We start from the raw sequence: 22,266 nt of genomic DNA, 5'->3' as shown, positions 1-22,266 counted from the left end.
AGCGCATGCCGGGGCAGTTTGCAGTCGGGGTCATCGCCTACGTTTTCGCGGTAAACTTGCTGGCATACGCCACCATGGCGTTCGATAAGGCTATGGCCAAGAACGGTTCCCAACGCATTCCAGAGTCGACGCTTCTTACACTCGCCATCATTGGCGGTAGCATCGGGACTGCGATCGCGCAAAAAACGATCCGGCACAAGACGCGCAAGGAGCCGTTCCGCTCCAGGCTCGCTCGCATCCTCCTGCTCCAAGTCCTCGCGGTAATCGCGATTGAAGTGGGATTGCTCTTTCCGGGATCGCCCGAAACGCTCTCGCAATTCCTCGCATTCTGAGGCGAATTCTGGGCCGCGAGCGGAATGTCGGCTCTTGGCATGGAAAGAACGATAAGGGGACGGACGCAAAGAGACGTTCTCTGGTGGCTAGTTGCGCCTAGACGCGAGTGCTACGCTCACTGCAAAGCGATGTGAACTCTTTGCGGTCCAGGAGGGAGAGTGGCGCGGCCGGAACGGAAACTCGTGGCGGTCCTAGCTGCGGACGTTGTCGGATACTCGCGTCTGATGGGCGCCGACGAGGCCGGAACCCTTTTGCACCTAAAGACACTGCGCGCCGAGGTGATCGATCCGAAGATTGCGCAATTCAATGGTCGGCTGGTCGGCACGGCGGGTGACAGCTTGCTGATCGAGTTTCCCAGCGCTGTCGATGCGTTGCAGTGTGCGGTCGAGACTCAAGTACGGATAGCGGCACGCAATGATGACCTTCCCGAAGAAAGGCGCATGGCCTTTAGAATGGGTGTCAACGCCGGCGAGGTTATCCTCGATGATACGACCATCTACGGTGACTGCGTAAACGTCGCAGCCAGGCTGGAAAAAGTCAGCGAGGCCGGAGGCGTCGTCATTGGCAGCAGTGTTTACGAGCACGTGAAAGGAAAGCTTGCTTACGAACTCGTCGATCTCGGCGATCATACGATGAAGAACATAGCTGAGGCGGTTCGTGCCTACCGGGTCGAAACGGGAGAGCGGGGACAAGAAGCTTCGGTCGCTATCGCCTCAGCGAAGGATTTGCCGCTCCCGTTCAAGCCGTCGGTAGCCGTGCTCCCGTTCGCTAATATGTCGGCGGATCCTGAACAGGAATATTTCTCGGACGGAATAACCGAGGACCTAATCACGGAACTTAGCCGTAGCCAAAGCCTGTTCGTGATCGCTCGCAATTCCTCATTCGTTTTCAAAGGGAAGTCCGTAAACACTACCGAGGTGGGAAGGAAGCTCGGGGTACGGTACGTCGTCGAGGGAAGCGTTCGGAAGGCTGGGGCACGCGTAAGGATCACGGCGCAGCTGATAGAAGCATCATCCGGCAATCACGTCTGGGCCGAGCGTTATGATCGAAGCATCGACGACCTCTTCACCGTGCAAGACGAGGTCACAGAACAGATCGCCTGGGCGTTGGTCGGAAAGGTTGGAGCTGCGGAGATCGCCCGGACCCGACAGACGAAAACGAGCCTTGGTGCCTATGACGCATTCTTGCGCGGAATCGAAGCTAAGCACCGTTTTACAGAAAATGACACCGTCGCTGCTATCGAGTTCTTTAAATCGGCTCTTGGCTCGGAGCCCGATTCAGCACGGGCGAATGCCTGCCTCGCGGACGCCTACGCGACGCTCTCTGCCTTCAGGGCTGACGCAGGTCTGAAGGAGTTGGCGATGCGGTCGGCCTTGCGGGCGATTGAACTCGGCGATGCCAGCGGACTCGCAGAGGCGGTTCTTGCCGCTCTACATGCATGGAAAGGCGACTTCGAGACCGCTGAGACCTATGGGCAACGCGCGCTCGTGCTCGGACCCACAAATGCGATGGCACTCAATTGGGTTGGCTACATCTCCCTTTGGGGTGGTCAACTCGATAAGGCCCGCGAAATAGGCGAGCGGCTGCGACGTCTCAATCCACTAGAAGACCGCGATATCCACGAGTTGCTCGCATTTACACATTATCTTCTCGGCGACTATGAGGCGTCACTGCTGTCGTTCCGCCGCTGGGATAACAACAGCTATGATCGGGGGTTCGCCAATCTGGCTGCGTGTTTGGGTCAGCTAGGACGCGCCGAAGAGGCAAGCTTGGCCTGGGGCAGATGCCTTGAACAGAAGCCAGGTTTCACTCTGTCTGATTACAAGCGCGACTCTCCATATCGTCGGCAGGAAGATATAGAGCACTGGCTCGACGGGCTGCGAAAGGCAGGCATTTCGGATTGACGATGATCAGGCGGATGTCCGCTTTTATAGATACGTCTATGGTCTATCAACGACCCGCATCAGGCGCTTAGCTGCCATTCGGCCGCGAACTCACCTTTATCCGCATCGGGTCAAATGCGACCGTTCCGTGGGTCGCCTTTTGCTCGCTTAAGCCAGTTCGGCAAGCAGAGTAGGCGTCACGCCTCAGCGGCACGCCACCACCCTCACGCGCCAACCCGCTTCCCTCGCTTCCCCTTCCCGCCCCGTGCCTCCAGCACCTTCTCCACCTGCCGCTTCAACTCGTCCTTGATGTCAGCCGTATCGTTCATCAAAGCATCGATCTTCAGGAAATCGAGCACGCGGTATTTCGACACCGCCGGGAGGACCAGGATGTCGGGGCGGCACTGCTTCAGCTTGTTGGCGATGATCGACTGAACCGTCAATTGCGTGGCGCCGTCGGGCCGGCTGAGGTCAATGCGTGTCTCGGGCATTAACCGAAAACGACAAGGCGCAGCGATATATTTCATGAAGCGTGTCGCAAAGGGCCTGCGCAGGCCGTCCTCTGACAGAAGAAGGAGAGCGCCATGCGAAAACTTATCGTCACCGAATTCATCAGCGTCGATGGCATTGCCGAGGTCGAGAAGCTGCCCAGCGTGACCTGGAACGACGAGATGAACAGGTTCAAGGAAGACGAGCTTGCCGATAGCGGCGCCATGCTTTTGGGTCGCACGACCTATGAGATCTTTGCCGGCTCCTGGCCCACGGAAACCGGAGATTTTGCCGACCGGCTCAACGCGCTGCCGAAATATGTCGCCTCGACCAGCCTGAAGGCGCTCGGCTGGAAGCCAGCCGAATTGCTGAAGGGACCGCTGCCGGAAGCGGTCAGGACGCTGAAGCAAACCAGCGGCGGCAACATCTATGTGCATGGCAGCCTCAGCGTCGCGCAGGAATTGCTGCGCCATGGCTTGGTCGACTGCGTCAGGCTGCTCAGCTATCCCGGCGCCGTCGGCCAGGGCAAGCCGCTGTTCCCAGTCGGCGAGTCGCTGCCGTTCGAACTGATTTCTGCCAAGCCGTTCAGCAACGGCGTTGTGGCGCTGGAGTATGCGTCGGTGGCGACGAAGTCGAAGTCGGCTTTCAGGCTTGTATGATAACAGCGCTCGACCCTGGTCAATCCGACGTCGCGCCCGCCCCTTACCCGGCCTTCTTCCCCCGCCTCCCCTTGATGGCGGCGCTATTCCGCGCCTCCACCGCCTTCTCCACCTGCCGCTTCAGCTCGTCCTTGATGTCAGCCGTCTCGCTCATCAGGGCGTCGATCTTCAGGAAATCGAGGACGCGGTATCTCGACACCGCCGGTCGGACCAGGATGTCGGGGCGGCACTGCTTCAGCTTGTTGGCGATGATCGACTGCATCATCAGCTGTGTGGCGCCGAACATCAGGTCGACGGAGGTCGGATGTTTGCGGTCGGCCTCTTCCGGCGCGCCGACCACGTCGACGCCGATGATGATGTCGGCATCGTTTTCGATCAAGTCGAACGGCACGGGGTTGTAGATGCCGCCATCGATCAGAAGCCTGCCGTCGCGGGTCACCGGGCGGAACACGGCGGGTATGGCCGCCGACGCCGCAAGCGCGGAGTGCAGGTCGCCGTCATCGAAGACGGCGAGCTTGTGGCCGAAATAGTCCGTCGCCGTCACCTTGAGCGGGATTTTCAGCTCGGCGAAGGTTTCGGGGATCGCCTCGGGCAGGAAGGCCTTGAGGATGCGCTCGACATTGAATTGGCTGACGCGGATGCCGCCCTGCATGGCCTCGGCGATCGTGCCCGGTCGTGCCCGCCACATGCGGCTCGCCACTTCGGCGCGGCGGCCGAGGATCGAGCGGGCATAGTCGTGGATGTCCTTGCCGGTCATGCCGGCGGCCATGCCGGCGCCCATGATGGCGCCGATCGACGAGCCGGCTATGGCCACCGGCCTGATGCCCAGTTCGTCCAGCGCCTCGATGACATGGATATGCGCCAGCCCGCGCGCGCCGCCGCCGCCGAAGGCGATGCCGAAGGTCGGGCTCATCCCTTGCCTGCTCCGGCCAGTTTCGGTCCTATGACCATGATGGTCGGCTCGGCCGACAGCAGCTTTTTCGCCGCCGCCTTGACCTGGTCGAGCGTCACCGCGTTGATGTAGCCGGCGCGGCGCTGCATGTAGTCGATGCCGAGATCGTCGAGTTGCAGTTCGACCAGCGTCGTGGCAATGGAACTCGACGAGTCCAGATTGTTGATGGCATAGGCGCCCACCAGATATTTCTTGGTCGCCGCCAACTCCGCTTCGGTCGGGCCTTGCTCGGCCAGTTGCTTGACCACGTCGCGGACGATGCCCAGCGTCTCGGCGGCCCGATCCGACCGCGTCCCGGTGCTGACGATCAGCGCATTGGCGTGGTCCTGGTTGATCAGCGAGGAGTTGACGCTGTAGGCCAGCCCGCGCTTTTCGCGCACCTCCTGGAACAGGCGCGAGGTGAAGGTGCCGCCGCCGAGAATCTCGTTCATCAGCACGGCGGGGAAGAAATCCGCCGCCTTGCGCTTCACGCCGGGAAAGGCGAGCTGCAGCGAGGTCTGCGGCAGGTCGTAATCGACCTCGATATGCTGCGCCAGCTTCGGGTCGATATCGGCCACCGGCCTCAGCGCCTGGTTCCGCGGCAGGTCGCCGAACACCATGTCGAGCTTCTTCTTCAGCGTCTCGGGATCGATGGCGCCGACCACGGCGACATGCAGGCCGCCGCGCGCGAAGACCGCCTTGTGAAAGGCTTTCAGGTCATCCGGCGTGATGGTGGCGATGCTTTCCTTGGTGCCCTGGTCGGAACGGGAATAGGGATGATCACCATAAAGGGCGCGCGCCCATTTGTTCTGCGCGACCGTGTCGGGATCGTTCTCGCCGGCGATGATGCCGGACAGTATCTGGGAGCGGATGCGGTCGATGGGCAGTTGGTCGAAGCGCGGCTCGTTGACCGCCAGCCGCAACAGCTCGAACGCCTGGTCACGCTGCTCGGCCAGCATGCGCATCGAGCCGTAGATGCCGTCGCGACTCTCCTCGAAGCTCATCTCGGCGCCGGCATCGTCGAGCTTGATTTGAAAACCTTCCGAGTCGAGCGGACCGGCGCCTTCGTCGAACAGGCCGGTCATCAGATTGGCCAATCCCTCCTTGCCCGGCGGATCCTGCGTCGAGCCGCCGCCGAAAACGAAGCGGATGGCGACGATCGGCACGGAATAATCCTCGACCAGCCAGGCGGTAATGCCTTTTGGCGAGGTGACGGACTGGATGTCCATGGCACGCGCGGTGAGTGCGGGCAGGATCAGGAAGAGAATGGAGAGGAAAAGGGTTGCGAGAGGCGCGCGTGCGCGTATCGCGTTCGTGCTCATCATCATCAATTCCCCGCCTGTTGCTGCGGCAAGAGGTAACCGGTCGTCGATCGGGCGAGCACCAGATAGCGCGCGGCGACGGCCTTGACCTGGTCGGCTGTGACCGTGCGGATGCGGTCCGGCCATTGCTGGACGTCCTGCACATCGCCGCCGGTGGCAAGCGTCGAGCCGTAGATGTTGGCCATCGAATCCTGCTTGTCGCGGGCAAAGATCATCGACCTGACATAGCGGTCCTTGGCTTTTTCCAGCTCCGATGGCGTGACGCCATCCCTGACGATGCGTGCCACTTCCGCATCGACCGCCGCTTCGACGTCGGCGAGCTTGGCATCGCCGCGCGGCGCGCCGTAGACGGTGAAATTGGTGTCGTCGAGCATGGTGCCCTGGAAAAAGGCGCCGGCGCTGGAGGCGATGCCCTGCTGGACGACGAGCGCCTGGTAGAGCCGGCTGCGATTGCCGCCGCCGAGGATTTCCGCCAAAAGGTCGAGCGCTTCCGCTTCGCCCGGCTTGCCCGTGTGATAGGACGGCACCACCCATTGGGTGGAAAAACTCGGCACGCTGACGCGGGCATCGGAGAGCGTCACCGTGCGCTTGGTGTTCTGCTCCGGCTCGACAGGGCGGATGCGGGGCGGCAGATCGGGGCCGCGCGCCACCTTGCCGTAGGTCTTTTCGGCCAGTGCCCGCACGGCATCCGGCTCGACATCGCCGGCCACGATCAGCACGGCGTTGTTGGGCCGGTAGTATCTGTCATAGAAGGCGGTGGCGTCGGTGCGGTTCAGCTGCTGCATCTCCTGCATCCAGCCGATGACCGGAATGCGATAGGGCTGGTTCTGCCACAGCGTGGCGTCCACCTCCTCGTCCAGAACCGCCTCCGGATTGTTGTCGATGCGCGAGCGGCGCTCCTCGAGGATGACGTCGCGCTCGGTCTTGATGACGTCGTCGGTGAGGATGAGATTGCGCATGCGGTCGGCCTCGAAGCTCATCATCAGTTCGAGCGCGGTCGGCGCCACCGTCTCGTGGAAGGCGGTGTAGTCGTAGGAGGTGAAGGCGTTGTTGGAGCCGCCGATGTCGGAGATGGCGCGGTCGAACTCGCCCGCCGCATGATGGGTCGTCGCCTTGAACATCAGATGCTCGAAGAAATGCGCGATGCCCGATTTGCCGGGCGGCTCGTCGGCGCTGCCGATCTTGTACCAGACCATGTGGGTGACGATCGGCGCGCGATGGTCGGGAATGACGACGACCTCCATGCCGTTATCGAGCAGGAAATCCGTGACCTTGAACGCGTCCGGCGCGCTGTCGGCCAGCGCCGGGCCGGTGATCGCGAAAGCCAGCGACGTCGCCAGCAGCGTTGCGCGCAGCCATTCAGCCTGAAATGTCATCAATGGCTCCGGTTTCGCTGTTCATCGTTTCACGGAAACGTTGAACCGCTCCATGTTTTTGTTTGGCGCAATTCCGGATGGAAAACCGCTTCACACTTTTCCTGGAATTGCTCTAGGCGGGACGATAGGCAGGGTCTGGGCGACAAGCAAAGTGAATTGTTGGTCATGTTGCCGCCAAAGGCGGCGGCAAAGAGGCCGGCCGTGTATGCCCGGCTATGGATGCATAGGCGGATCAGGCCGCCTTGATGAAGCGGATGACGGTCTCGCCATAGTTGCGTTCGTCCAGCACGGAGAAGCCGGGGCCTGGCTCGAAGGGCGCCACCGCGGCCTCCTCGACCACACACAGCGCGCCGGGGCGGAGCCAGCCGCCGGCCTTGGCCGACTGCAGGGCGCGCTCGCCAAGGCCCTTGCCATATGGCGGGTCGGCGAAGACAAGGCCGAACGGCGCCAAGGTGCCGGCCTCGCCAAGGCCGGTGGCGTCGCGGCGAAAGATCTTGGTGCGGCCGGTCAGGCCGAAGGCCTCGACATTGTCGCGGATCAGGCCACGGCCTTCCGCCGATTCCTCGATGAAGACGCCGTAGGAGGCACCGCGCGACAGCGCTTCGAGCCCAAGCGCGCCGGTGCCGGCGAACAGGTCGAGCACGCGCGCGCCGTCCAATTGCTCGGCAAAGCGATGCGCCAGCACGTTGAAGACCGCCTCGCGGGTGCGATCGGTCGTCGGACGGATGGCGCTCGAGCGAGGCGTCGCCAGGGGACGCCCGCGAAACTCACCGCCGACGATTCTCATCTCGCTTTGGGGCCTCTGGGACCACTTCGCGGCCGCTCCCCGCCACCAGCGCCACCCGGACGCTCGCCGCGCGGCTTGCCGAATGGCTTTGCACCGGCGGGTTTGCCATAGGACGGCTTGAACGACGCCTTGCGCGCCTTGGCGTCAGCCGCCTTGGCGGCGTCTGCCTCAGCCCGGCCCTTGCCGATCGGCCGCGCGCCCGGCGCCATCCAGACATTGGCCTTGCGCTGGCCGGGCGGCTCGATCGGCCGCTGCTCGCGCTCGGATTTCTTGCCACCGCCCGGCTTGCCGCCAAAAGCACCGCGCGGTTTGTCACCAAAGCCGCCGCGCGGCTTATCGGCAAAATTGCCGCGGGGCTTGTCGCCAAAGCTGCGTTCGGGACGCGGACCGCGCTCGCCAAAGCTCTTCTCGGACCCTGCGCTCCTGTCGGGGCTTGTCGACAGCTTGCCCAGTGCCTCGTCGCGGCTGCCTTCGCGGCGCTTGCGGTTCTTGATCAAGCCGCCCTCACCGATCGGACGGCGCTCGCCGTCGCGGGTGAACTTCGGCCGTTCCGGCTCCGGCTCGCGGATTTCGGTGCGCCGCACCGGCTTGTTGGAAAACGGTTTGGTGACATCGGCGTCGAAATTGGCGCCTGATTCCTCGACCAGGCGTTCGCCAAGCTGGTCGCGCAACACCCTGCCCTTGATCTCCAGCACATGGCCCTCGGCAAGGTCATCGAGCTGGAACGGGCCGTAGGAAATGCGGATCAGCCGCGTCACATCGAGGCCGAGCGAGCCGAGGATGTTCCTGACTTCGCGGTTCTTGCCCTCGCGCAGGCCGATCGTCAGCCAGGCATTGGTGCCTTGCTCACGGTCGAGCGTCGCTTCGATGGCACCGTAAAACACGCCGTCGACGGCAATACCCTCACGCAGACCGGCAAGCGCGCTCTCCTCGACCTTGCCGTGGACGCGCACGCGGTAGCGGCGCAGCCAGCCGGTGGCCGGCAGTTCGAGCACGCGCGACAGGCCGCCATCGTTGGTGAGCAGCAGCAGGCCTTCGGTGTTGATATCCAGCCGGCCGATGGTCATCAGCCGCGGCAATTCGGCCGGAAGCACGTCGAAGACGGTCTTGCGGCCCTCGGGATCGCGGTTGGTGGTGACGACGCCGGCCGGCTTGTGGAACAGGAACAGCCGCGTGCGCTCGATCGGCGGGATTTCCATGCCGTCGAGATGGATGATGTCATCAGGCATGACGTTGAAGGCCGGCGAGGTCAGGGCCCGGCCATTGACCTTGACGCGGCCGGCGGCGATCAGTTCCTCGGCATCGCGGCGCGAGGCCAGGCCGGCACGCGCCAGCCGCTTGGCGATGCGTTCGCCTGCCTCTTCCGCAGCCTCGGCGGGACGCGGTCGCGGCTTGAAGCTGCCGCCCGATGCGGTTTGCGGCTGATCGTTGAAATCGCGCTTCGGGCGATCGTTGAAGTCCCGCCTGGGACGGTCAGCGAAGTCGCGCTTTGGGCGATCGCCAGCATCGCGCGGAGCGCGGTCGCTAAAATCACGCTTGGGACGGTCGAAGCGCTTTTCGCCGCCCGCTGCCGCCGCAGCCGGCCGGTCGCCACGCGGCGCATAAGGTTTGCGCGGCCCTTCGCGCTTTTCATAGGGCTTGCCTTCGGGGCGCGGACCTTTGTGGAATGGTCTTTCGGCGCGCGGGGCGCCACCCTCACCGGCTTCGCGCGGCTTGTAGTCGCGCTTCGGCCGTTCGCCTGCGGCCGCCATCGGCCGATCACCGCGTGGCGCGTAGGGCTTGCGTGGCCCTTCGCGCTTTTCATAGGGCTTGCGTTCGCCCTCGGTCGCCATCGGGCGGTCGCCGCGCGGTGCGTAGGGCTTGCGTGGCCCCTCACGCTTCTCAAAAGGCTTGCCTTCGGGACGCGGACCTTCGCTGAATGGCTTGTCACCGCCCTTGAAGTCGCGCTTCGGCCGCTCGCCATCGGCGGCCATCGGCCGATCGCCACGCGGAGCGTAAGGTTTCTTGGCGCCAAAGGACGGCTTGCCGCCTTTGCCGGCGGCGCCATCACGGCTGCGCGGTCCCGCGGCTTTCGGGCCACTCCTGGCCGGACCCTTCTTGGGTCGGAATTTCTTGTCGTTGTCGTCCATGTGGCCTTTATCCGTTTGCGCTGCTACAGCGTGGCGCATCCTTTCGGGCGCGCAACGAACGCTGTAGCACTTTTGATGTGGCGCATGATCATTTCCGAAAACCGAGTCCCGATTTTCGAGGTCATGCGCTCAATAACAGGATCACCGTCAGGTGGCGAGGAGATAATCGGAATGGAAATCGCGTGAAGCGGCCCGATTTCATGGCGCTGGCGCTGAAGGAGGCCGAAGCTGCCTCCTTGCGTGGCGAAGTGCCGGTCGGCGCCGTCATCGCCAACGGCGATGGCGTTGTCGCCAGCGCCGGCAACCGCACCCGCGAACTTGCCGACCCGACCGCGCATGCCGAGATGCTGGTCATCCGCGAAGCCTGCCGCAAACTGTCGGCCGAGCGGCTCACCGGCCATGACCTTTATGTAACGCTTGAGCCTTGCGCCATGTGCGCCGGCGCCATTTCCTTCGCCCGGCTGCGCCGGCTCTATTTCGGCGCCGCCGACGACAAGGGCGGTGCGGTGGTCAATGGCGTACGCTTCTTCGCCTCACCGACCTGCCACCACGCGCCCGACATCTATCCGGGCATGGGCGAGACCGAAGCGGCTGCGCTGCTCAAAGGATTTTTCCGGGAACGGCGCGGCTGAACCGGGCGCCCTTCGGCAGGAAACAACAAAGAGGCGGTTTTTACAGGGACGGCATCCAGTCGAACCAGCCGCTGCCCTTCTTGCCTTCCGCCTCTCTCTTGAGACGGCGTTCCTTCTTATACTCGTCCTCGCCAAGCTCATTTTGCGGCGCCGTGCCGGCTGCGACGCGATACTGTACCGGCGGTTCGCTGAGATATTTTCGGGTGTTCGGATCGCCCTGCTTGCTATCGGCGAGACGACGCTGGATCTCGGCGGCGCGACCCTTGTCGGAATCGGCGGGTGTCCACGCCGGCGGGTGGCTCGAGCCTGATTCCGCCATTGCCCTCTTCACCGAGGCCGGATCGGTCTGCACGTCGTCGACAATCTCCGACTGGTAAGCCGGATCGTTCTGATGGGCGGTGGCGTCGGCTCGAAGGCGGGCGCGGCGCTGCTCGGGCGATTCGGGCCATTCGGCGCTTGCCGTCTCGATGCTGTCCTGCGGTGCCGGCAGCGCTTCCTTCTGGCCTGGCGCCGGCTTCACCAGCGTCGGGCGCGGCTTGTAATCGATCTGTTCCTTGCGCTTCGGCGCGAATGAAAAGGCGCCCGAAATATCGCCGGCCAGCTGTTCGCCGGCGGTCTTGTCGGTGCCATAGGTCGGAGACCCCATGCAGCCGGACAAAGCGAGGCCCGATGCGACAAGCGGCGCCAGCAGCGCCAGGCGCGCATTATATCTCTCGGTCATGCCAAAAAGTCCCACTGTAGACAGCCTCTCGATTGCCACCGGCCTCATGACCGGTCCCCATCGTCCAAGCACTTGCGACGGAAATCCGGCGACAATTTGTCTTCCGGAGTTTCGCGTGTTTACCTCAACCACTCGTTAAGGGCAACGCGCGGGCGGTTTTCGCCCGCCCGGCGTGGCATTTGTGCACCGATCAAGCTGGCCGGCCGGCCTGTCAAAGCCGGCCAAGCGCCTTCAATTCGTGCAGCACCGCCGCATCGCGCGCCGAAACATCAGGGAATTCCGGATCCCGGCCGACATCGGCGGTGTAGCGCCAGGACCGTGCGCATTTCACCAGGCCGCGATCCTCGGCCTTTTCGACCACCACGGCGACACCCCTGACGTCGTCAAGCGTGAAGGCACCCGCAGGCGCTTCGCCATGAGCGATGACCAGATCGCTGGTGATCGCCATCTCGGCCATGTCGACATCGGATATCGCCGCTTCGAGCGCTGCATCGTTGATGGTGACGACCGGCACTGCTTCCAGCGACGACCCGATCACCTTCTGGGCGCGCGCGATCTCCAGCGCGCCGGTGACGACACGCCGCACCTGCCGCACCTGGCGCCATTTTTCCGCCAGCGCCTCGTTCTTCCAGTCCGCCGGGATCTGCGGGAACTGGTCAAGATGCACCGAGACGGCGTCGGGATGACGATCGAGCCAGGCCTCTTCCATGGTGAAGGGCAGCATCGGCGCCAGCCATTTCACCAGGCAATTGAAGAGATGGCGAACCACCTGCACCGAAGCCTTGCGTTTCACACTCGACGGCGCGTCGCAGTAGAGCGCGTCCTTGCGGATGTCGAAATAAAACGCCGACAGCTCGACTACCATGAAATCGAGCAGCATGCGGGTGATGCGCTTGAATTCGAAGGCGTCGTAGCCCGAGCGCACGACCTCATCGAGCTCGGCCAGCCGGTGCAGCATCAGCCGCTCCAGCTCCGGCATCTTTTCCAGCGGCACCTCCTCGCCATCGTCATGGGCGAGCGTGCCCAGCATCCAGCGGATGGTGTTGCGCAGCTTGCGGTAGGCGTCGATGTTGGTCTGCAGCACGTTCTTGCCGAGCCGCTGATCTTCCCAGTAGTCCGTCGTCACCACCCACAGACGCAGGATGTCGGCGCCCGACTGCTTGATGACGTCCTGCGGAACGACGGTGTTGCCGAGCGATTTCGACATCTTGCGGCCGTCCTCGTCCATGGTGAAGCCATGGGTGACGACGGTGTCGTATGGCGCCCTGCCCCTGGTGCCGCAGCTTTCCAGCAGCGAGGAATGGAACCAGCCGCGATGCTGGTCGGAGCCTTCGAGATAAACGTCGGCCGGCCATTTCAGGTCAGGACGATCCTCCAGCGTGAAGGCGTGCGTCGAGCCAGAATCGAACCAGACGTCGAGGATGTCCATCACCTGCTTCCATTTGGAGGCATCATGATTGCCGAGGAAACGCTCCTTGGCGCCGGCGGCGAACCAGGCGTCGGCGCCCTCCTGTTCGAAGGCGTCCATGATGCGCTGGTTGACCGCTTCGTCCTTAAGCACATTGCCGTCGGCATCGGCGAAGACGGCGATCGGCACGCCCCAGGCGCGCTGGCGCGACAGCACCCAGTCCGGGCGCTCCTCGATCATGGCGCGGATGCGGTTCTGGCCGGCAGCGGGCACAAAGCGAGTGTCGTCGATTGCCTTCAGCGCGCGGCTGCGCAGCGTCGAGCCGTCGCCGAGGTCCTTGTCCATATAGACGAACCATTGCGGCGTGTTGCGGAAGATGATCGGTTTTTTGGACCGCCATGAATGGGGATAGCTGTGCTTCAGCCGGCCGCGCGCGAACAGCGCGTCGCGTTTGATCAGCTCGTCGATGACGACCTGGTTGGCATTGCCCTTCTTGCCGTTGTCGTCGATGACACGCGCCGGCCCACCCTCGCGATCCGTGCCGAAACCCGGAGCATCCTTGGTGAAGAAGCCGCCATCGTCGACGGTGAACGGGATGGCGCTGTCAATGCCGCGTGCACGCAAATCCACCGCCGCATCCATCCAGGCGTCAAAGTCCTCGCGGCCGTGGCCGGGCGCGGTGTGGACGAAGCCGGTGCCGGCGTCGTCGGTGACATGGTCGCCGGCGAGCATCGGAACGGCAAATTCGTAGCCGCCGCCAAAGCCCTTGAACGGATGCGAAAGCGTAAGGCTTCCAAGCTCTTGCGCCGAAACGCTGCGGAGACGATTCAAGGTGACCTTGGCCTTGGCCGAGGCGTCTTCGGCCAGTGCGTCGGCAAAGATCAGCTTTTCGCCCGGCTGCGGGCCGAACGCGTTCTCGGCCGCGGTGACCTCGTAGAGGCCATAGCTGATGCGCGGCGAATAGTTGACGGCGCGGTTGCCGGGGATGGTCCAGGGCGTCGTCGTCCAGATGACGACATGGGCCTGCAGCAGGTCGAGCGCTCCCTCCGTCAGTTTGGTCTCACCATCATCGATGGGACGGACCAGGCTGGCGACCGGAAACTTCGCCCAGATCGTGTCGGACTCATAGTCCTGGTACTCGACCTCGGCCTCGGCCAGTGCCGTGCGCTCGACCACGCTCCACATCACCGGCTTGGAGCCTCGATAGAGCTGGCCCGACATGGCGAATTTCAGCAGCTCGCCGGCGATCCGCGCCTCGGCATGGAAAGCCATCGTCGTATACGGGTTCTTGAAGTCACCGATGACGCCGAGCCGCTGGAACTCACCGCCCTGCACCGTGATCCAATGCGCGGCGAACTCACGGCATTCCTTGCGGAATTCGTTGACCGGCACCTCGTCCTTGTTCTTGCCCTTTGCGCGGTACTGCTCCTCGATCTTCCATTCGATCGGCAGGCCATGGCAGTCCCAGCCGGGCACATAGTTCGAGTCATAGCCGCGCATCTGGAACGAGCGGGTGATGACGTCCTTGAGGATCTTGTTCAGCGCATGACCGATATGGATGTTGCCGTTGGCGTAGGGCGGGCCGTCATGCAGCACGTATTTCGTGCGGCCGGCAGCATCCTCGCGCAGCTTGCGGTAGAGGTCCATGTCCTGCCAGCGCTTGACCAGCAGCGGCTCCTTCTCCGGCAAGCCGGCGCGCATCGGAAAATCCGTCTGCGGCAGATAGAGCGTCTTGGAATAGTCGATCGTTTCAGCGGTGTCGGTCATTGGTCTGCCATGTGCATTGCCCGGCGGCAAAGGAGCTCGGGCGTTGAACTATACTTTTGAGCATGTCGTTTTCCCAAAACCGGGGCCACTTTTGGGCGACATGCCTGATGATCTGGAAAAAGCGCGAGAGGCCGCGCGCAAGATTCCCGGCGGCTCCGGCGGCGTTCAGGCCGCCCGGAACACCGGGCCGGTAATTCGTATCGTCAGCGCGTGAAGGCGCGAAAAGCTCGTCATTGGTGGGCTTTTAGCGGAGATGGACGCAGGAATAAAGCGCCTCTCGTTCGATTCACTTACATCGTGAAATCGAAGCGATAGGTGGTCGACACGCCGATCATGAACTGATTGCGGTCGCCGCGCTCCCTGACCAGGCTGGAATCGGCGGCCGGTCCCATCAGGCGCGAATATTCGCCAAACAGGCTGGCGGTCATCGGCTCGGTCACCTTCCAGGTTATGGCGCCGCCAAGGCCGGTCGACTTCAGCCCGCCACCTGGATGATATTCGCTCAAGCCCGAGGCCACGGCTTCCTGCGCGTTGACGCCGTAGTAAGCGTCGAAATAGTTGGCCGAGGCGAAGGAAACACGCGGTCCGCCCGAAATCCGCACGGTTGGCGTCACATCGTAGAAGGCGTCGGCGGCGATGTCGGCGACAAAGCCGTTGTGAGCGCGAATACCGTGGCGAAGCTCGGCGCGGGCGCGCAGCCAATCGGTCGGATAGAATTCGAAGAAGCCGCCGACTTCGCCGCCCCAGCGCACCGGATCGAGGCCCTTCAGCTCATCGGCGTTGCCATCGTCACGCGAAAACAGGAACTTGCCGGTCAGGCCAGCGCGGACACCGCCATCGTCGACCAGCGCCAGCGAGATGTTGTCGTTGCGCGAGACAAAGCGGGCCGCCGGTCCGGCCTTGCCCAACGAAATGATCGGCGAGGCGCTGAGCAGGTACTTCTTGCCGCCCTCGAAATTCGGCGCCACCATGCCGGTAGCGCCAACGGTCAGGTACCAGTCGCCGGACAGCCAACCGCCCTCGCCCGCATTGGCGGTACCCGCGCCGCTCAGCACCGCAGCAGCCAACACCAGAGAGATTCTTCCGACCGGACTCATGGCCACTCCACTAACACAACACACACGGTTACCGATGACAGCTTTGACGGCCGTTTGGTAAAATTTGATTTAACCGGAGGCATCCGCTCGCGGTTTGCCGCGATCCCGCTGCCGGTCATCGACTGGACGTCGGCCGGCGCCGGGATTAACTTCCATCCGGCAGTATCCCGTAGCCCTTGATGGAGACCGCGACAATGACCCTGCACGGCGACGCCTTGAAGATCGCGATCGAACAGACACGGACAAAATGGGGGTGGTTTGTCGCGCTCGGCGTGCTGCTGCTCATCTTCGGCGGCATTGCCTTCGGCAATCTGTTCATCGCCACGGTGGCTTCTGTCTATGTCGTGGGATGGCTGATGCTGATGGCCGGCATCATCGAGATCGTGCATGCGTTCGGCGTCAAGACCTGGAGCCGCTTCTTCTACTGGCTGCTCAGCGGACTGCTCTACGCCATTGCCGGCTTCTTCGCTTTCGACAATCCGCTGCTCGCTTCAGCGGTCCTGACGTTCCTGCTGGCGATCGCACTGGTCGCGTCGGGCGTGCTCAGGGCCTGGGTCGGCTATAGCCACCGGCCGGAACGCGGCTGGGGCTGGGTGGTCGCGGCCGGTGTCATCAGCACGCTTGCCGGCCTGATCATCGCCATGGGCTGGCCGGTCAACAGCCTGTGGGTGCTCGGTCTCTTCCTGGCGATCGACCTGATCTTCCAGGGCTGGACCTTCATCGCCGTCGGCCTGGCACTGAAGAAATAACCGGGATCACGCCTGGATTCAAAATGCCATGGCCGCATCGAGGTCGGAGAGCGGCTTGACGCCGGCAAGCAGGGCGCGTGCCTCGGCTTCGTCGCGCTTCATCTGCGTGACCAGCGCATCGAGCCCTTCGAACTTCACCTCCGGGCGCAGGAAAGCGAAGAAGGAAACCTGGCAGATCTCACCATAGAGGTCGCCGGAGAAATCAAAGACGAAGGTTTCCAGAAGCGGCGTGCCGTTGTCGTCGACGGTCGGGCGGCGGCCGAAGCTGGCGACACCGTCGTGAAGCTTGCCGTCGGCGCGGCGGAAGCGGACGGCATAGATGCCCTCCTTGAGCGCGGCTTCGGGTGAAAGCCTCATATTCGCGGTTGGAAAGCCAAGCGTGCGGCCGAGCTGCTGTCCGCCGACCACCTCGCTTTCGACGGTGAAGCGATAGCCAAGCAGTCCGGCGGCCTCGGCCACCTCGCCCTCGCTCAGCAACCCGCGAATGCGGCTCGACGACACCACCTCGGCGCCCTCGTCACGGAAGGCGTCGACGAGCGTGACGCCGAAGCCGTGACGCTCGCCGGCCGCCATCAGGTAGGCCGGGCCGCCTTGACGATCCTTGCCGAAATGGAAATCGAACCCGGTCACGGCGTGGGTAATGCCAAGATTCCTTTCCAGCACATCCGTCACGAATGCTTCCGCCGACAGCGAGGCGAAGTCGCGCGTGAACGGCTGCTCGACGAGCGCGGCAAAGCCCAGCAGCGACAGGAGCCGCGCCTTCATCGGCGGCGGCGTCAGCACGAACAACGGGATATCAGGCCGGAAGATCTTGCGCGGATGCGGTTCGAATGTCAGCACCAGAGCCGGGACTCCAAGCCGTCCGGCCTCGGCCGAGGCCCGCTCTAGAACCGCCTGATGGCCGCGATGGACACCATCGAAATTGCCGATCGCCACCACGCCGCCGCGCAGGTCTGCGGGCAGCGGCGTGGTTGCCAGAATGCGCTGGAAGGCTGCCATCGTCACCTACCGCAGTCTGGGAATGACGGCCACCGGACGATAACCATGCTTTTCCAGGAAGGTCGCCAACCTTGCCGGATCCGGTTGCAGTGCATCGCCATAGTCGCGGGCATGGATACCGCCGGAGACATAGAGAACATCGAAGCCATTGTCGGCGGCGCCCTTCACATCGGTCATCATGCCGTCGCCGATGGCCAGCACCTGGCCGCGCTCGACCGGCCGGCCAAGAATCTCGGCAATCTCCTTCATCGCGAGGTTGTAGATCGGCATGTAAGGTTTTCCGGCGATCAATGTGCGGCCACCAAGCTGGGCATAATCGCGTGCCAACGCGCCGGCACACCAGATGATGCGCTCGCCGCGCTCGACGACGATGTCGGGATTTGCGCAGATGAAGGGCAGGTTCCTGGCGCGCAGCCGCCGCAGAAGCTCGGTGTAATCCTCGGGCTTCTCGACCTCGTCATCGAACAGACCGGTGCAGACGACGCCGGACGCCTCGAATTCCTCGACAATCTCGACGTCGAGACCGTCATAGAGCGTGAAATCGCGCTCAGCGCCGATATGGAAAATCTTGCGCGGACCTTCGGCGATCAGATCCCGGGTCACATCACCCGACGTAACCACCCGGTCGTAGGCTATTGGTGGAACACCGATCGCATTCATCTGCGCCACGACATCGGCACTTCGGCGCGGCGAATTGGTGATCAGGACGACGGGGATTTCCGCCTCTCGAGCCCTTGCCAGGGCCGCGGCCGCCACAGGGAAATGCCTCTCGCCATTGTGGACCACGCCCCAGACATCGCACAGGATTGCCGAATAGGCATTCGACACGTCTTCCAGCGAGCCGATGATTTCAGGCGAATCCGCCATGCCGTTTCCTTCAGTCATGATCGTTGCGAGTATCACGGCCGACCGTTCGCCGCAGCCGGTTCGGATTAACCGAACCGCTCCGGCCTGTCACCAGCTTTCGCCGGGCATTTGCGCAGCGTCAGCGAGGGCGCCCATTGGTTATCGGTTGGTGAAGTACCGACCCGGCAATCGAGCGATTTCCCAAACGTGGCCTTCAGCGTTTTGTGGAAAGCTGGCGTCGATCGAGAATCCGCCGGCGGGGGCCGCTGCAAGACATGCATGAACTTTGGCGTCAGTTCTGCCGCGACAAACGCGGCAACTATGCTCTTATGACGGTCGTTGCGATGGTTCCGCTGATGGGCGGTCTGGCGATGGCGGTCGATTTCACCGAGATGAGCCGTCAAAAACAAACGGTGTCGAATGCGCTCGATGCCGCCAACTTCGCCACGGCGCGCCGGCTGACGGAAGGTGCGACCGACGACCAGCTGAGAGCCTACGCGCTCGACTTCTTCAATGCCAACCTCAACAAGCTCGATCCCGCCAACACGACGCTCAGCGTCACCTTGCCAAGCAACACCACCGGCGGCGGCTTGCTCAAGATGAGCGCGCGGCTGGACTACAAGCCCTATTTCTATCCTGCCTTCGGCCAGCTCATTGGCAAGTCCGCAACCGACGCGAACCAGAAGATCAGCTTCGACGTCACCTCGGAAGTGCGGCTGAAGAACACTCTGGAAGTCGCCCTGGTGCTCGACAATTCCGGATCGATGACCAAGACCGGAACGGGCTCGGGGCAAACGCGCATCGACCTTCTCAAGACCGCGGCCAAACAGCTGGTCGACACGCTGGCCCAGCAAGCGGCCATGATCAAGCAGATCGACAAGCCGGTGCAGTTCGGCCTCGTACCGTTTGCCGCTTCGGTCAACGTCGGCCCCGGAAACGGCAATGCGTCCTGGATGGACACCGAAGGCCTGTCGCCGGTATCGAACGAGAATTTCGACTGGTCGACGCTGAACGCGGCCGACAAATACGCCCAGAAAGCCAACGGCATCTGGTACAAGCGCGGCTCCGGATGGGGTGCCGACGAAGGCCAGATGCTGACCCGGTTCTCGCTCTACCGCGATATGAAGGTCGTCACCAACCATGAACGTGTCACCAACAGCAAGCGTGTGGTTTGCGACGAATACAACTCGAACAACACCTGCAAACGAAACCACGACGAATATGACTACATCGATTCCTATGGCCCATTCGCCAGTTGGCAGGGCTGCGTCGAGGCCCGGCCCTATCCCTACAATGTCAACGACGCCGCGCCGTCCGGCGGCTCGGCGAACACCGGCATAGGGGTTGGCGATCCGGCAACGATGTTCGTGCCGATGTTCGCCCCCGACGAACCCGGCAATCATTGGAAGCTCACCCAGGACCCCGACGAGGCCGCGCCGACGACCTATGGCGCCGTCAACAGTTGGTGGAACGACGACCCGACGAGCAGCACCGGCCAATCGCGGCTGCGCAACATGAGTAAATATTTCCAACCGCGGCCGATAAGCGCCCCGGCGCTGCCCGCCGGCAATGGTCCGAACTACAGCTGCACCACCAACCCGATCACGCCGCTGATCGATGTCAGCGTCACCGATGGGCTCACCGCGATCAAGGCCGCGATCGACCTGATGCAGCCGAATGGCGGCACCAACGTTCCCGAGGGCATGGCCTGGGGCTGGCGTGTGGTTTCGAGCGGCGAGCCGTTCACGCAAGGTCGCCCGGAAACAGAAAGAGGCAACGACAAGGTCGTGATCGTGCTGACCGATGGCGCCAACACCTACTACACACCTTCGTCGCTCGGCTATTCCGACCCCGCCAGCGCGAAGTCGAATTATGCGTCTTACGGCTATCTTAACCCCGGCTACAACGGCACTTCGGTCGGCCGCCTGTTCTTGGGCACGTCGAGCGCCATCGGCCAGTTCGACTATTCGAACGGCAATTATACCAACGCGCTCAACCAGCAGATGGCGACGCTTTGCAACAACGCCAAGGCAGCCAACATCATGGTGATGACGGTGGCGCTCGACCTGTCCACAACCAATACGTCAGACAAGCAGGCGATCGATGCACTGAAAGCCTGCTCGTCGAACTCGCGCTTCCGCAAGGATCGCACGGACGCGAGCAAGCCGGCGAAGCTGTTCTGGAACGCCACCGGTGCCACCTTGTCGAACGACTTCAAGGAAATCGGCAACGAATTGTCGAACCTGCGCGTCGTCGGTTGACCCGAAGGCATTGGCAGCCCTCTGGCGCAACGGCTGGCGCCGCCATGCCCTTGCGCGCGCCTGCCGGCACAGGCACATGTAGACCGCTCGCGGGATCGTGCATCCATTCGCGGCGCGCTGGGGAACGAACCGATGCCCGAAACCGCCGATCATCTCGCCTTCGCGCTGGTCTGCCTCGGCATGGTGCTGACGCCTGGCCCCAACATGATCTATCTGATCTCGCGTTCCCTGTCGCAAGGGCCGAAGGCCGGGCTGATCTCGCTTGGCGGAGTGGCACTCGGCTTTCTCTTCTATGTGCTGGCGGCGGCCTTCGGCATCACCGCGCTGCTGCTCGCCGTGCCCTACGCCTACGATACGCTGCGCTTTGCCGGTGTGCTCTATCTCCTGTGGCTGGCCTGGCAGGCGGTGAAGCCGGGCGGGCGTTCGCCATTCCAGGTGCGTGAACTGCCAAGGGATCGGCCGCGCAAGCTGTTCGCGATGGGCCTGATGACCAATCTGCTGAATCCGAAGGTGGCCGTGCTCTATCTCTCGCTGCTGCCGCAATTCATCAGCCTGGGCAAAGGCCATGTCCTGTCGCAGCTTCTGGTGCTGGGCGCCACGCAGATCACGATCAGCCTCAGCGTCAACGCCATCATCGCGGTGACGGCCGGCTCCATCGCCACCTTCCTCGCCGGGCGGCCGCTATGGCTGATCATCCAGCGCTGGATGATGGGCACCGTGCTGGCGGCACTCGCGCTGAAGATGGCGACCGACGCGCAACGCTGAGAGCTTACTGTTAGTGCATGATCTTTTCCGAAAACCGGTTTCCACTTTTCGGGATCATGCATATCTACATCGGCCGCCTTATCTGCTGCGCCCGCTCCGGCTCGACCACCCTGCGGTAGAGATGCCAGGTGGCATGGCCGAGGACGGGCATGACGACCGCTAGCCCGGCAAACAGCGGGATCGAGCCGATCACCAGCAGCACGGCGACCATCAGCCCCCACAGTGCCATCTGCAGCGGGTTGGTCATCACCGCCCGTGCCGAGGTCTCGATGGCCGAAACGGCGCCGACGTCCCGGTCGAGCAGCAGCGGGAAGGCAATCACCGTGGTGGCCAGCACGACAACGGCGAAGACAAAGCCCGCGGCGTTGCCAGCAAGGATCAGAATCCAGCCTTTGCCGGTCGTCAGTACCTCACGGACGAAGCTGCCGATCGATGCCGGAGGCTGATCGCCGAACAATCCGGTGTAGATCGACTGCGCGGTGTAGAGCCACAACAGGAACAGCGCGACCAGCATGATGCCGATCACCACGATCGACGGAACCGCCGGCGAGCGGCGCACATCGAGGGCATGCCGCCAGGAAGTGTTCATGCCGAGTTCACGCCGGCGGCTGATCTCGTAAAGGCCGATCGCGGCAAACGGCCCGACCAGCGCGAAACCCGACATCAGGGGATAGATGAGCTGGATGGCATTGGCGCCAGACGTCCACCACGTCAGGATCAGGCCAACGATGGGATAGATCAGGCACAGGAACACGTAGTGCGAGGGTTTTGCCCAGAAATCCTCGGCGCCGAGGCGTAGCGCATCCCAAAGGTCCGACGTGGTGATGTGGCGCACCGTTGGCTGCACGTGCATACCGCGTGCGTCCGCCATGACATGAAAGCCGGCCATAACCTTCCTCCCGTGTGTCGGGCCGGTCACCGCCAGGATGGCCGCCCACAGCTGCCACTTCAAGAATGACAGTCACGATAACAGATTTGGCGCCGATTGTCGCCGCGTCAATGGCTTGGACTAACTCGCCGTTGGGCTCGCCCCCTGCCCGTCGCCTCTCATCTGGCCGCGCCTTGGGCATGCTTCCTTTTTGGCCAACCGTTGTGCCGCATTTTAGCATTAT

19 protein-coding genes and 1 pseudogene are annotated in these 22,266 nt (G+C 63.1%); 8 read left to right on the top strand and 12 right to left on the bottom strand.

Annotation, left to right across the window (positions count from 1 at the left end; all coding sequences use genetic code 11):
• Nucleotides 1-5: 5 nt before the first annotated feature.
• Complete coding sequence (locus ASD99_RS15295; protein WP_056593777.1) at nt 6-332, top strand: DUF1294 domain-containing protein; 327 nt, start codon at nt 6-8, stop codon at nt 330-332.
• 159 nt (nt 333-491) lie between these two features.
• The gene (locus ASD99_RS15290; protein WP_057144159.1) at nt 492-2,237 is read left to right on the top strand and encodes an adenylate/guanylate cyclase domain-containing protein; all 1,746 of its coding nucleotides are present in this window, start codon (nt 492-494) and stop codon (nt 2,235-2,237) included.
• A 203-nt stretch (nt 2,238-2,440) separates the two neighbouring features.
• Here ASD99_RS15290 and ASD99_RS15285 read toward each other — a convergent pair.
• Nucleotides 2,441-2,671 (bottom strand): annotated as a pseudogene (locus ASD99_RS15285) (patatin-like phospholipase family protein); the annotation flags it as partial.
• A gap of 129 nt (nt 2,672-2,800) precedes the next feature.
• On the opposite strand from ASD99_RS15285, the gene ASD99_RS15280 reads away from it, so the two are divergent.
• Complete coding sequence (locus tag ASD99_RS15280; RefSeq protein ID WP_056593766.1) at nt 2,801-3,364, top strand: dihydrofolate reductase family protein; 564 nt, start codon at nt 2,801-2,803, stop codon at nt 3,362-3,364.
• Between the two features lie 43 nt (nt 3,365-3,407).
• On the opposite strand, the gene ASD99_RS15275 is transcribed toward ASD99_RS15280, so the two are convergent.
• The 5 genes from ASD99_RS15275 to ASD99_RS15255 all read right to left on the bottom strand — a co-directional run bounded on the left by ASD99_RS15275 (nt 3,408) and on the right by ASD99_RS15255 (nt 9,909).
• Nucleotides 3,408-4,277, bottom strand: coding sequence for a patatin-like phospholipase family protein (locus tag ASD99_RS15275; RefSeq protein WP_057144157.1), 870 nt, complete (start codon nt 4,275-4,277; stop codon nt 3,408-3,410).
• Nucleotides 4,274-5,620: a M16 family metallopeptidase gene (locus ASD99_RS15270; RefSeq protein ID WP_244497760.1), complete on the bottom strand. Its 1,347-nt coding sequence runs from the start codon at nt 5,618-5,620 to the stop codon at nt 4,274-4,276. Before ASD99_RS15270 ends, ASD99_RS15275 begins: the two co-directional genes overlap by 4 nt.
• 2 nt (nt 5,621-5,622) lie before the next feature.
• Nucleotides 5,623-6,993 carry a M16 family metallopeptidase gene (locus tag ASD99_RS15265; RefSeq protein WP_057144155.1) on the bottom strand — a complete coding sequence of 457 codons (1,371 nt, stop codon included), beginning with the start codon at nt 6,991-6,993 and terminating at the stop codon, nt 5,623-5,625.
• Between the two features lie 232 nt (nt 6,994-7,225).
• Nucleotides 7,226-7,780, bottom strand: coding sequence for a 16S rRNA (guanine(966)-N(2))-methyltransferase RsmD (rsmD, locus tag ASD99_RS15260; protein ID WP_056593754.1), 555 nt, complete (start codon nt 7,778-7,780; stop codon nt 7,226-7,228).
• Entirely contained in the window at nt 7,777-9,909 is a 2,133-nt protein-coding gene (locus tag ASD99_RS15255; protein WP_057144154.1) for a pseudouridine synthase, read from the bottom strand. The genes rsmD and ASD99_RS15255 overlap by 4 nt, the downstream gene beginning before the upstream one ends.
• Before the next feature lie 182 nt (nt 9,910-10,091).
• Here ASD99_RS15255 and ASD99_RS15245 point away from each other — a divergent pair, with 182 nt between their 5' ends.
• Nucleotides 10,092-10,541: a nucleoside deaminase gene (locus tag ASD99_RS15245; protein ID WP_056593748.1), complete on the top strand. Its 450-nt coding sequence runs from the start codon at nt 10,092-10,094 to the stop codon at nt 10,539-10,541.
• Nucleotides 10,542-10,581: 40 nt separating this feature from the next.
• On the opposite strand, the gene ASD99_RS15240 is transcribed toward ASD99_RS15245, so the two are convergent.
• Nucleotides 10,582-11,262, bottom strand: a complete 681-nt coding sequence (locus tag ASD99_RS15240; protein ID WP_082525706.1) for a hypothetical protein — start codon at nt 11,260-11,262, stop codon at nt 10,582-10,584.
• A 211-nt stretch (nt 11,263-11,473) separates the two neighbouring features.
• Nucleotides 11,474-14,437 (bottom strand): isoleucine--tRNA ligase, encoded by a 2,964-nt coding sequence (ileS, locus tag ASD99_RS15235; RefSeq protein WP_082583290.1) that lies wholly within the window; start codon nt 14,435-14,437, stop codon nt 11,474-11,476.
• Nucleotides 14,438-14,528: 91 nt separating this feature from the next.
• On the opposite strand from ileS, the gene ASD99_RS35135 reads away from it, so the two are divergent.
• Nucleotides 14,529-14,651, top strand: a complete 123-nt coding sequence (locus tag ASD99_RS35135; protein ID WP_274533697.1) for a hypothetical protein — start codon at nt 14,529-14,531, stop codon at nt 14,649-14,651.
• A 76-nt stretch (nt 14,652-14,727) separates the two neighbouring features.
• Here the strand turns inward: ASD99_RS35135 and ASD99_RS15230 are convergent, their stop codons facing one another.
• Nucleotides 14,728-15,534 carry a MipA/OmpV family protein gene (locus tag ASD99_RS15230; protein WP_057144151.1) on the bottom strand — a complete coding sequence of 269 codons (807 nt, stop codon included), beginning with the start codon at nt 15,532-15,534 and terminating at the stop codon, nt 14,728-14,730.
• Nucleotides 15,535-15,728: 194 nt separating this feature from the next.
• On the opposite strand from ASD99_RS15230, the gene ASD99_RS15225 reads away from it, so the two are divergent.
• Nucleotides 15,729-16,283 (top strand): HdeD family acid-resistance protein, encoded by a 555-nt coding sequence (locus ASD99_RS15225; protein WP_056593737.1) that lies wholly within the window; start codon nt 15,729-15,731, stop codon nt 16,281-16,283.
• A gap of 18 nt (nt 16,284-16,301) precedes the next feature.
• On the opposite strand, the gene ASD99_RS15220 is transcribed toward ASD99_RS15225, so the two are convergent.
• Together ASD99_RS15220 and ASD99_RS15215 are read right to left on the bottom strand one after the other, a co-directional pair.
• A complete protein-coding gene (locus ASD99_RS15220) occupies nt 16,302-17,282 on the bottom strand; it encodes a bifunctional riboflavin kinase/FAD synthetase (protein ID WP_056593733.1) in 981 nt (326 codons plus the stop codon).
• A gap of 6 nt (nt 17,283-17,288) precedes the next feature.
• Nucleotides 17,289-18,149 (bottom strand): TIGR01459 family HAD-type hydrolase, encoded by an 861-nt coding sequence (locus tag ASD99_RS15215; protein ID WP_056593730.1) that lies wholly within the window; start codon nt 18,147-18,149, stop codon nt 17,289-17,291.
• 254 nt (nt 18,150-18,403) lie between these two features.
• Here ASD99_RS15215 and ASD99_RS15210 point away from each other — a divergent pair, with 254 nt between their 5' ends.
• Nucleotides 18,404-20,389 (top strand): TadE/TadG family type IV pilus assembly protein, encoded by a 1,986-nt coding sequence (locus ASD99_RS15210; RefSeq protein ID WP_200951002.1) that lies wholly within the window; start codon nt 18,404-18,406, stop codon nt 20,387-20,389.
• A gap of 132 nt (nt 20,390-20,521) precedes the next feature.
• Entirely contained in the window at nt 20,522-21,154 is a 633-nt protein-coding gene (locus ASD99_RS15205) for a LysE family translocator (protein WP_057144149.1), read from the top strand.
• A 64-nt stretch (nt 21,155-21,218) separates the two neighbouring features.
• Here the strand turns inward: ASD99_RS15205 and ASD99_RS15200 are convergent, their stop codons facing one another.
• A complete protein-coding gene (locus ASD99_RS15200; RefSeq protein WP_057144198.1) occupies nt 21,219-22,043 on the bottom strand; it encodes a DUF2189 domain-containing protein in 825 nt (274 codons plus the stop codon).
• Nucleotides 22,044-22,266 lie beyond the last annotated feature (223 nt).

The sequence above is a fragment of the Mesorhizobium sp. Root695 genome (assembly GCF_001428185.1).
Taxonomy (GTDB): Bacteria; Pseudomonadota; Alphaproteobacteria; order Rhizobiales; family Rhizobiaceae; genus Mesorhizobium.
This window is presented reverse-complemented; position numbering and strand designations above follow the sequence as displayed.